We start from the raw sequence: 11,230 nt of genomic DNA, 5'->3' as shown, positions 1-11,230 counted from the left end.
GAACCTGGTAAGAATGCTTCGATACCGAATACATCTACAATCATACCACCTTTAGTTCTACATTTAACAAAACCATTAACGATTTCACCAGTTTCGTTAGCTTTAATAACACGATCCCATGCTTTGATTACACGAGCTTTTCTGTGAGATAATACTAATTGTCCTGTTGCATCTTCACGAACATCAATTAATACTTCTACTTTGTCACCAACTGCTAAGTTTGGATTGTAACGGAATTCGTTTAAAGAAATAACACCTTCAGATTTTGCGTTGATATCAATAATAGCATCTCTATCAGAAATGTGTACTACGGTACCTTCAACAACTTCATCATTTAAAGTGTCTACGAAATTCTCAGCTACTAATTTTTCAAATTCTTGTAATTGCTTTTCATCAACTTCATCAATACCTTCTTGGTAATTGTGCCAGTTAAAGTCTTTTAAGAATTTTTCAGGGTTTGCTTTAGCTTCAGATACTACTGGAGCTTCTACAGCTGGAGCATTAGTTGCTTCAACTTCAGCTTGATTTGCTTTTTCAGCCATTTAAGTGATTATTAAGTAATTATTGCTTTCTTTTAAGCATAATTACATTTTTGTATTCTGTATGTCTCGGAAGATTTAAGCAATTAACACACAGAAGTGTTATTGTTTTTTGTTTCTCGTTCCTTCTATCATTCCGATGATTTGCTAAAAGGAGTGCAAAAATACATATTATTGAGTTAATTACCTAAAAATGAGCAAATAATTAATGGGTTATTATCTAATTTTTTGAAAAAACAACAAAATACACAAAAGTTAACCTTAAATTAATGATTCTTAGATAGATAATTCGTATCTTAAGTGGTAGAATAAACTATTAAAATATTTATAATTATGGCTGTAAAAGCAAAATACCAACAAGTTTTAGATTTAGGTGAAAAATTAAACATTAAAAACGGTGATGTTTCTGAAGAAAACGGCGTTTTAAAGGTTAAAGGAACTGCCAACACACCTTATGAAAAGAACCTGATTTGGGATAAGATAAAGGAAATTGGTGGCGAAAAACCTACTGATATTCAAGCAAACATTAGTGTAGCTGATGATAGTATTTACCATAAACACACTGTAAAAAGTGGTGAAACTTTAGGTAAAATCGCAAAACAGTATTATGATAATGCATCAAAATACAATACTATTTTTCAAGCAAATACCAATATATTGAAGAATCCAGATGTTATTCATCCTGGTCAAGAATTGATTATTCCGAATTTGTAATTTCGTGTTTGTTCAATTGAAAACGAATCTTTAATACATTTAAAGGTTCGTTTTTTTTGTGATTTGACATTACTGAATTAAAAAATAAACCTATTTTGATTTGTAAAATCTACTTTAATAAATGCTAGAATAAGTTAAAAATTACCCTTACTTATTTAAAGTATCATTTACTAATTTTAAAATTTTATCAAATTGTTCTTGTAAACTCATATCCGAATTATCTATTTGAATTGCATCTTTCGCTTTCACTAATGGAGAATCCTCTCTATTTGTGTCTATATGATCGCGTTCCTGCACGTTCTGTAAAACAGCTTCATAAGTAACCTGCTGGCCTCTTTCAATTAATTCGGAAAATCGTCTTTTAGCTCTAGTTTCGGCTGAAGCATTCATAAATAATTTAAGTTCGGCATCAGGAAACACTACAGTTCCTATATCGCGTCCATCCATAACCACACCTCCATCTTTTCCCATCTGCTGCTGTTGTTCAACTAGTTTTTGACGTACTTCCGATATTTCAGCCACTTTACTTACAAAACCTGATACTTCTAGGGTTCGAATTTCGTTTTCAATATTAACGTTGTTTAAATACACTTCTGCAAAGCCTAATGTGGAATTAAACTTAAAACTTATATTGATACTATTTAATTGGGCTATTAAACCTTCAGCATTAAAATGATTTGCATCTATAAAATTATGCTTCATTGCATAATAAGTAACGGCACGATACATTGCTCCAGAATCTACATACACATACCCAAAATGTTTGGCAATTTGTTTGGCTACTGTACTTTTTCCTGTTGAAGAAAATCCGTCTATAGCTATTGTAATGTTTTTCATTTTTGAAATTTTGAAATGTTTAAAGTATTTAAAAAGCCCTAACTGAAAACCAAGAATTTAGTTTAAATTAGAAACCAAAACGTTAATTACTTTTAACTTTAATTTAAATCTATCTGCAACCCAAAAAAGTTTGAATTGGCAGCACTTGTATATTTAGCATGCGTATAACTAAACCGCATTTTATTCATTTTTATTGAAAATCCAGCTGATAATCCTGAAAAATTACGCTCATCTACAATTCGTAATTCTTCACCTCTTCTAAAATTATATCCTAAGCGTATATTGAACCCACCATCAGGAAAAAGTTCAGCTCCGAAAATACTATGACGCATCACCTGACCTAAAAAACCTATTTTTTCATCGGTTTGATTACCATTTAAATCGCTCGTCGTTCGTGCCGGGTTGGGTTGCGCTATTGGCCATTCTTGTAAATTCTCTAAAGTTATATGCCATTTTAGAGGCACGTTTTCTAAACTTTGCGACATACCAAAATCGACTTCAAAAGGCAATTTTTCACGTAAGCCAGCATACGTAGTAATTTGGGTTCCGAAATTCCTAACTACTAAGGCTGCATGAAAATCTAAATCTTCGTCGATATACAATAATCCAACATCCATCGCTGCACCAAGGGAATTGTATTGTTCCAATTTAGAGGTTATAAGTTTTACATTCGCTCCAATATAAAAATCAGAATACCCTATTTGTGAAGAGTATCCAAATGATAAGGCAGATTCATTCCCTGTGAAAGTCCCAGTTGCATTTCCATCTTCATCGTAGCCATCAAAAGAGCCATAATTAATATAAGTAATACCTGCGTGAAAAGTTTGCGTGCGTCTATCAACCGTATAAGCATAGGCCATGGTTCCATAGCTAATACCTCCTAAATAACTAGTATAATTCAGGGCCAATTGCTTATCCATTGCCACATTTATTGTTGCGGGATTAAAAAGTCCTTGTGTTACATCATAATCTACATTTGTTAATACTTTACCTCCTAAAGCAGCTTGACGCGGCGACGATACTAAATTCAAAAATTGATAAGTAGATTCACCTCCAACCTGGGCATAGGTTAAGACACTAAAAAGCAGACAAAATGTAGCAATAATTTTCCTTGACATATTTAGAGCGCAAAATAAACAAATCTATCTTAAAACGGTAGCAAGTATCTTTTATTTTAAATCATAAAAAAACCTCGAAACTATTCGAGGTTTTATACTTTATTCTTTATAATTTCTTAGCATTTTCAACCTTTTGATTTGTGAGTGCCAATTTAATAACCTCACTCATATCAGTTACGTAATGAAAGGTTAAACCTTTAAGATAATCTTGTTTTATTTCTTCAATATCGCGCCTGTTATCTTCACAAAGCAGTATTTCTTTAATTCTAGCTCGTTTCGCTGCAAGAATTTTTTCTTTGATACCTCCTACAGGAAGCACTTTACCTCGAAGCGTAATTTCACCTGTCATAGCCAAACTTTTCTTAACCTTTTTCTGAGTGAATAAAGAAACTAACGAGGTTAACATAGTAACACCTGCACTTGGCCCGTCTTTAGGCGTTGCTCCTTCAGGTACATGAATGTGTACATTGTATTTTTCGAAAACATCTGAATTTATTCCAAATTCATCTGCATTCGATTTAATATATTCCATAGCTATGGTAGCCGACTCCTTCATAACAGTACCTAAGTTACCTGTAATTGTCATATTACCTTTTCCTTTGGAAAGAATAGATTCAATAAACAAAATATCGCCACCAACACTTGTCCATGCCAAACCAGTTACAACACCAGCAACATTATTATTTTCGTATTTATCACGCTCCATTTTTGGACCGCCTAAAACTTCAATAATATCTTCGTTTGTTACCTTAATATTATAGGTTTCTTCCATTGCAATGTTTTTAGCAGCATGCCTCACCATTTTTGCAATTTGCTTTTCCAAACCACGAACGCCAGACTCACGCGTATAACCTTCTACAATTTTTTCTAATTGTGCTTTTGGTATTTTTAAATGCTGGTCGGTTAAACCATGTTCTTTAAGCTGTTTTGGTAATAAATGACGTTTTGCTATTTCAACTTTCTCTTCAATAGTATATCCCGTAACATTAATAATTTCCATTCGATCCCGTAAGGCTGGCTGAATGGTAGATAAACTATTAGACGTTGCAATGAACATCACTTTAGAAAGATCGTAGCCCATTTCTAAAAAATTGTCATAAAACTCCGAGTTTTGTTCCGGATCTAAAACCTCTAACATCGCAGAAGATGGATCACCTTGGTGCGAATTAGATAATTTATCAATTTCATCTAAAACAAATACAGGGTTTGATGTTCCTGCTTTTTTTAGACTTTGAATGATACGACCTGGCATGGCTCCAATGTATGTTTTTCTATGTCCGCGAATTTCAGCTTCATCACGCAAACCTCCCAAAGAAATACGCACATATTCTCTACCTAAGGCTTCCGCTATCGATTTTCCTAACGATGTTTTTCCAACACCTGGAGGCCCATATAAACATAAAATTGGAGATTTCATATCGTTACGAAGCTTTAAAACTGCCAGATATTCAATAATTCGACGCTTAACATCTTCTAAACCAAAATGGTCGCGATCTAAAATTTTCATGGCACGTTTTAAATCGAATTTATCTTTACTAAACTCGTTCCATGGTAAATCTAAGAACAACTCTAGGTAATTTCGCTGAATAGAATACTCCGCCACCTGAGGATTCATTCGTTGCATTTTGGCAAGTTCCTTTTCGAAATGTTTTGCAACTTTTTCATCCCATAACTTTTCTTCAGCACGCAAACGCATCTCTTCCACTTCCTCGTCATGACTTACCCCTCCCAATTCCTCTTGAATGGTTTTGATTTGTTGATGCAGGAAATATTCGCGTTGTTGCTGACTCATATCCATCTGCACTTTCGACTGAATATCGTTTTTAAGTTCCAATTTTTGATACTCCACATTCATAAACTTAAGTGTGGAAAGCGCACGTGCTTTAAGGTCGTCAATTTCTAATAGCGTTTGTTTTTCCTCAACAGACAAATTCATGTTTGATGACACGAAATTGATTAAAAACGAATCGCTTTCTATATTTTTTATAGCAAAAGATGCCTCACTAGGGATGTTCGGACTTTCTTTAATAATACTAAGAGCCAAATCTTTAATAGACTCAATAATAGCCAAAAATTCTTTATTTTTATCGGCAGGTCTAGCTTCGGGAATGTCGCGAATTGTGGCATTCATATAAGGTTCTTCGGTAAGAACTTCAGCAACTTTAAATCGTTTTTTACCCTGAATAATAACCGTTACATTACCATCTGGCATTTTTAAAACACGTAAAATTTTGGCAACTGTACCAATTTCATGAATTTCTTTAGCCGTAGGATTTTCAACAGATTCATCTTTTTGAGCCACAACACCAATAACTTTATTGCCTTTATTGGCATCATTTATTAGGCGAATGGATTTATCGCGACCAGCGGTAATTGGAATAACCACACCTGGGAACAATACTGTATTTCTTAAAGATAAAATAGGTAGCGTTTCGGGCAATTCCTCCTTATTTATTTCTTCTTCATCTTCAGGCGTCATTAAAGGAATTAATTCTGAATTCTCATCAAAATCCTGTAATGACAAACTGTCTAGCGTTATAAAATTAGATTTTTTCATATATGTATTTAAGTCAATTTGTCATTAAAAACAAATCAATTTATTATGTTTAATAATTGGAATTAAAATATAAAACACTAAATATCAATAATTTAGCTTTATAAAGGTTAATTCTTTCAAATTAGTATTTCAATAGCTATGCCAATTTTGAAATTGTAAATTTTAAACCTAGTAAGGTAACAAGTTAGCAGGATTAAATTCTAAAACAATAATTTAAATCTTCCCAGCCTTTTTAAGTATAAACAATAGAACAATAGGAATTAACAACAAACCAATCATTAATAAATTTGTCTGGAATAATGTTGGATATAAAATTAGAGTAGCAACAAAACCGCCAATAGCACCACCAAAATGTGCATCATGACCTATGTTACCCACTTGATTTTTCATTCCATAAATTGAATATAATAAATATCCAATACCAAATAAATAAGCTGGAATGGGAATGGGAACAAAAATGAACATAAGTTTCATACCTGGCTGTAACAATATTGCTGCATATAAAATACCAGTTACAGCACCACTAGCACCAACAGCACTATAATGATACTCGTTTTTATGAAAGTATAACGATAATAAGCTTCCTGCTGCTAAACTTACAAGATAGATTATAATAAACCCTAAAGGTGCTACATAATTAATAACGGTACCAGCAAAAAAATACAGTGTAAGCATGTTAAATATTAAATGCTGGGTGTCTACATGCAAAAAACCACTGCTGAACATGCGTATCTTTTCCCCCCTTTGAATAGCACCAATATTGAACTTATATTTTTCAAAAAAAGCATATTCGCCAAAACCTTTATATGATATTATAACGTTAGCTGCGATTATGATGATGGTTATTAAATCTAAATTGCCCATGAAGTATAAAGGTTTAAGTTCAAAATTAGCATATATTTGCTTCTGCAAATCTAAAATTAATTCATGCAATTTTTAGCATATATTCTTATTTATCCTATTCTTTGGTTAGTATCTATACTTCCTTTTAGATTATTATATATAGTATCTGACGGCGTTTACTTATTATTGTATTATGTAGTTGGTTATCGTAAAAAAGTGGTTTACAATAATTTGAAGCTAGTTTTCCCCGATAAAAGTAGAAAGGAATTAATTAACATTCAAAAAAAATTCTACAAACATTTATGTGATATGTTTTTGGAAATGGCAAAAACAATGACGATTTCTGGTACTGAATTAAAAAAGCGTTTTGTATTGCTTAATCCTGAAGAATTTAAACGATTAGAATCGCTAAACAAAAGTGTTATATTGATGTATGGCCATTATGCAAGTTGGGAATGGTCCGTTGAACTTCAGAACCATATTAGTTTTATGGGCTTAGGTGTTTACAAAAAATTAGCTAACACTTATTTTGATACTTTAGTAAGAAATATTCGCTCTAAATTCAATACACAACTAATTAGTACTAAAGAAACCATTAGCGTTATTAACCATTATGAAGCTGAAGGAAAAAAAAGCATCACAGCATTTTTAAGTGATCAATCTCCTAGACTTACTAAAGAAGTGTATTGGGGTGAATTTATGGGCATAAAAACGCCATGTTTTACAGGCGCTGAACGTTTGGCAAAAAAATTAGATCTTACTATTGCTTATTTAAAAGTTAACAAGGTAAAACGTGGTTTTTATGAAGCTGAAATAATTACCCTTTCTGAACAGCCAAAGAAATATAAAGATTACGAATTAACCGATATGTTTTTACGCGAAGTTGAAAAACAAATTCATGAAGCTCCAGAATATTATTTCTGGACTCATAAGCGCTGGAAACATAAAAAATAAACTACTTATACTTAACTTTTATCTTAAAACTACAAAGAAATCTCTTAAACCACTTAAAATACTTTGTACCGCATAAGAGGCTAAAATAAGTCCCATGATTTTACTAATTACGGTAATTCCATATTCACCTATTCGTTTTTGAACACCATTTGCTACCAATAATAAAAACATAGTTAGTACTACAACAAATAACACTAAAAGTATCGTTACAAATTGCTCCTCAATGGAATACAAATGATTATCGGTCATTAACACTATTGCCATTATCGCACCAGGAGATGCAATAGAAGGTATAGCCACAGGGAAAATCGTAACATGTTTATAATCCTTTATAGAATGTTTTTCATTTTCTGGCTTTCCTTCACCAAAAATCATAGTTAAAGCAAACAAAAACAAAATAACACCACCCGATATTTGAAAAGCATCTAAAGATACTTTCATGCCTTCCAAAATTAACTGACCAACTAAAGCAAAAAACAAAAGTATAGCAAATGCTACAATTGATGCTCTAACGGCTACCTTTCGCTTGTATTTTAAATCAAAATGTTTGGTTGCCTCTAAATAAACGGGAACCGAACCTAAGGGGTCTATAACCGCAATCATGAATAATATTTTTGTAATAATTTCTGTAACCATACTAGTTTATTGTTTTTCCTTGAGTAGTGAATGAAATACCTTGTTGGCCAGATGTGGAAATCATGACACTTTCGAAAAAAGGCTCGTTTGAATTTGATTTAATCGTCCAATCAAACAAAAAATTGGCGCCTGTACCCCCTTCTTTATCCGATTCATCGATAATAATTTCAACGGTTTCCATGGGTGCAATAAAAATAGGCTTACTAAAATAGGTTCTAATAGCCTCACCATGTGTATTGTAATACGTTGCTTTATCAATAAAAACAGTATCGTTAACATTAATATTTCTTAGGCTAACGGTTGCTGTTAAGCTATGAATTCGGTGCTCTGTCTCACTATATATTTGAGAATAGACTGATAGATATGTTTTACCATGCACTAAAGTATCCTCTAAAGGGTGTGAAACAGTTCGCTTATTCCAATTGTTTGGGTGCACGGAACTTATCTCTTTTTCTTTTTCGCATGAACAAACAACAAGTGAAATGGCTATTAATGCTATGAGCTTATATATAATTTTCTTGTTTTTCATGTTTCAATATAGCTATTAGTTTTTAAATTTGCAGGCTCCCTCTAAGAACTTTTCAGAATCCTTTTATTTTCCAAAACAATCTTAATTTCATTTACACAAGGAAATTAAATTGAGACCAAACTTTTCATAAAATTTCTCCTTTAAAATATTCTTGACGATTGCTATCTATTTAACTAACATCAAAATTTTATTGAAGTTAACTTTTTGCTATAGTTCCAATCTCTTCAATAAATTGATCTGCCAAAGCATCAGCTTCATTCTGAGACTTTGCCTCGGTATAAATTCTAATAATTGGCTCCGTATTACTTTTACGTAAATGTACCCAACTTTCAGAAAAATCTATTTTCACGCCATCAATAGTTGTAATTTGCTCATTTTGGTAACGGTTTTCCATGGCTTTTAAAATACCATCAACATCTAAACCAGGTGTTAGTTCAATCTTCTTTTTACTCATAAAGTAACTCGGATAGGTCTTTCTAAGTTCACTCACTTTTATCTTTTTTTCAGCTAATAAACTTAAAAACAAAGCAACACCAACAAGAGCATCCCGACCATAGTGTGCATCTGGGTAAATAATACCGCCATTACCTTCTCCACCAATTACAACTTTATTTTTCTTCATTAATTTAACCACATTCACCTCACCTACAGCACTTGCTTCGTACATACCTCCATGTTTTTCGGTAATATCGCGTAAAGCTCTTGTAGAACTCATATTGCTTACTGTATTTCCTGGTGTTTTGCTAAGAACATAGTCGGCACAGGCTACCAAAGTGTATTCTTCTCCAAACATCTCACCATTTTCATCCATAAACGCTAAGCGATCTACATCAGGATCAACTACAATTCCAAAATCGGCATTATGTTTTTTAACAGCCTCCGATAAATCGGTTAAATGCTCCTTTAAAGGCTCGGGATTGTGTGGAAAATGTCCGTTTGGCTCACAATATAGTTTTACAACTTCAACACCCAAACGTTCTAAAAGTAAGGGAATAGCAATACCCCCGGTTGAGTTTACACCATCAACTACTACTTTAAATCTTGCATCTTCAATGGCTGGAACGGTTACCAAAGGCAAATCGAGTACTTCTATAATATGTAAATCTATGTAAGCTTTGTTCTTAGTAATTTTGCCCAAACTATCAACATCAGAAAATATTAACGAATCACTTTCAGCAATTTCTAAAATTTTAGCACCTTCATCACCATCTAAAAATTCGCCTTTAGAATTCAACAATTTTAAAGCGTTCCATTGTTTTGGGTTATGACTGGCAGTTAAAATTATACCACCATCGGCATGTTCCATTGGTACTGCTACTTCTACTGTTGGCGTTGTTGAAAGCCCAATATCAACCACATTAATACCTAAACCAACCAAAGTGTTCATAACTAGATTTTGAATCATAGCACCTGAAATGCGCGCATCCCTGCCAACTACCACTTTATAGCTTTCCTTTTCGCGTTGTTGTTTTAACCATACGCCATAAGCCGCTGCAAATTTTACTGCATCAATAGGAGTTAAATTGTCACCAACATTTCCTCCAATAGTTCCTCTAATTCCTGAAATGGATTTAATTAATGTCATATTTACTTTTCATTTTATAAAAAACAAATATAGCATTTCATATGTATATATTATTGTTTTAATTAGCCATATGGTATATACATATATTGATTAAATAAGTATCAATTTTACATTTATAGATGTTTGATGTGAATATTCTATGGTTTTCTGAAAGGAATAGGTTACCCTTTATCTTTTTAGTTGTTAATTTAACAAACTTACTATAATTGGGTTTTTAAAATTGGAATTCTTAAAAGGGAATTCGTAAATTTCAGCAATGAATTATTTAGCACACATTTACCTTTCGGGAGGAAACGACTTAATTACCATCGGAAATTTTATGGCTGATGGTATAAAAGGTAAATCTTACAAAAATTACCAAAAAGAGATTCAAATTGGAATTTTACTTCATAGAAATATAGACACCTTTACGGATGCACATCATGTTGTTAGGCAAAGTACACGCCGATTACACCAAAAATACGGTCACTATTCTGGTATTATTGTAGATATTCTGTACGACCATTTCCTTGCTAAAAATTGGAGTAAGTATTGTGAAATTGAACTAAAAGATTATGTTGAAAATTTTTATACCGTTTTAGAAGCTAATTACGATTTACTTCCTTTACGTGTACAAAAAATGATGCCTTATATGATGACGGACAATTGGCTGGTTAGTTACGCTTCTATTGAAGGTATTTCAAAAGTTTTAGATGGCATGAACAGACGAACCAAAAACCGTTCGGCTATGAATGAGGCTGTAGTTGAATTAGAAACTTTTTATTCTGAATTTGAAAGTGAATTTTCTGATTTTTTTGAAGAACTTATAAAATTTTCAAAAATTAAATTAGAAGAACATACACTTAATTTGAAGTAGTAACACATTCTAATTACATATTTAACATATTGTTTATTAGAAACTTAAAACAAAATGAATTT

Annotated in this window: 11 protein-coding genes; 3 read left to right on the top strand and 8 right to left on the bottom strand. The window is 32.4% G+C overall.

Features of this window, described 5'->3' with window-relative positions; all coding sequences use genetic code 11:
• Nucleotides 1-542, bottom strand: a 542-nt coding sequence (locus ABYI63_RS11735) for a S1 RNA-binding domain-containing protein (protein WP_372756541.1), incomplete at its 3' end; no start/stop codon positions are given.
• A gap of 330 nt (nucleotides 543-872) precedes the next feature.
• On the opposite strand from ABYI63_RS11735, the gene ABYI63_RS11730 reads away from it, so the two are divergent.
• Entirely contained in the window at nucleotides 873-1,253 is a 381-nt protein-coding gene (locus ABYI63_RS11730) for a LysM peptidoglycan-binding domain-containing protein (RefSeq protein WP_372756540.1), read from the top strand.
• A 147-nt stretch (nucleotides 1,254-1,400) separates the two neighbouring features.
• On the opposite strand, the gene cmk is transcribed toward ABYI63_RS11730, so the two are convergent.
• The 4 genes from cmk to ABYI63_RS11710 form a co-directional block, all read right to left on the bottom strand.
• Entirely contained in the window at nucleotides 1,401-2,090 is a 690-nt protein-coding gene (gene cmk / locus ABYI63_RS11725; RefSeq protein WP_372756539.1) for a (d)CMP kinase, read from the bottom strand.
• A 98-nt stretch (nucleotides 2,091-2,188) separates the two neighbouring features.
• Complete coding sequence (gene porQ / locus ABYI63_RS11720) at nucleotides 2,189-3,208, bottom strand: type IX secretion system protein PorQ (protein WP_372756538.1); 1,020 nt, start codon at nucleotides 3,206-3,208, stop codon at nucleotides 2,189-2,191.
• A gap of 106 nt (nucleotides 3,209-3,314) precedes the next feature.
• Nucleotides 3,315-5,765: an endopeptidase La gene (gene lon, locus ABYI63_RS11715; RefSeq protein ID WP_372756537.1), complete on the bottom strand. Its 2,451-nt coding sequence runs from the start codon at nucleotides 5,763-5,765 to the stop codon at nucleotides 3,315-3,317.
• A gap of 213 nt (nucleotides 5,766-5,978) precedes the next feature.
• The gene (locus ABYI63_RS11710; RefSeq protein WP_372756536.1) at nucleotides 5,979-6,629 is read right to left on the bottom strand and encodes a rhomboid family intramembrane serine protease; all 651 of its coding nucleotides are present in this window, start codon (nucleotides 6,627-6,629) and stop codon (nucleotides 5,979-5,981) included.
• A gap of 63 nt (nucleotides 6,630-6,692) precedes the next feature.
• Between ABYI63_RS11710 and ABYI63_RS11705 the strand changes: the two genes are divergently transcribed.
• Nucleotides 6,693-7,562, top strand: coding sequence for a lysophospholipid acyltransferase family protein (locus ABYI63_RS11705; RefSeq protein ID WP_372756535.1), 870 nt, complete (start codon nucleotides 6,693-6,695; stop codon nucleotides 7,560-7,562).
• An 18-nt stretch (nucleotides 7,563-7,580) separates the two neighbouring features.
• On the opposite strand, the gene ABYI63_RS11700 is transcribed toward ABYI63_RS11705, so the two are convergent.
• The 3 genes from ABYI63_RS11700 to glmM all read right to left on the bottom strand — a co-directional run bounded on the left by ABYI63_RS11700 (nucleotide 7,581) and on the right by glmM (nucleotide 10,312).
• Complete coding sequence (locus tag ABYI63_RS11700; protein WP_372756534.1) at nucleotides 7,581-8,198, bottom strand: MarC family protein; 618 nt, start codon at nucleotides 8,196-8,198, stop codon at nucleotides 7,581-7,583.
• A gap of 1 nt (nucleotide 8,199) precedes the next feature.
• The gene (locus ABYI63_RS11695; RefSeq protein ID WP_372756533.1) at nucleotides 8,200-8,727 is read right to left on the bottom strand and encodes a DUF3124 domain-containing protein; all 528 of its coding nucleotides are present in this window, start codon (nucleotides 8,725-8,727) and stop codon (nucleotides 8,200-8,202) included.
• 196 nt (nucleotides 8,728-8,923) lie between these two features.
• Complete coding sequence (gene glmM / locus ABYI63_RS11690) at nucleotides 8,924-10,312, bottom strand: phosphoglucosamine mutase (protein ID WP_372756532.1); 1,389 nt, start codon at nucleotides 10,310-10,312, stop codon at nucleotides 8,924-8,926.
• Between the two features lie 256 nt (nucleotides 10,313-10,568).
• On the opposite strand from glmM, the gene ABYI63_RS11685 reads away from it, so the two are divergent.
• Complete coding sequence (locus tag ABYI63_RS11685) at nucleotides 10,569-11,168, top strand: ACP phosphodiesterase (RefSeq protein ID WP_372756531.1); 600 nt, start codon at nucleotides 10,569-10,571, stop codon at nucleotides 11,166-11,168.
• Nucleotides 11,169-11,230: the final 62 nt, after the last annotated feature.

Source organism: Mariniflexile sp., assembly GCF_041583155.1.
Classification (GTDB): domain Bacteria; phylum Bacteroidota; class Bacteroidia; order Flavobacteriales; family Flavobacteriaceae; genus Mariniflexile.
The sequence above is the reverse complement of the archived record's forward strand: the minus strand, read 5'-3'. Positions and strand labels throughout refer to the sequence as shown.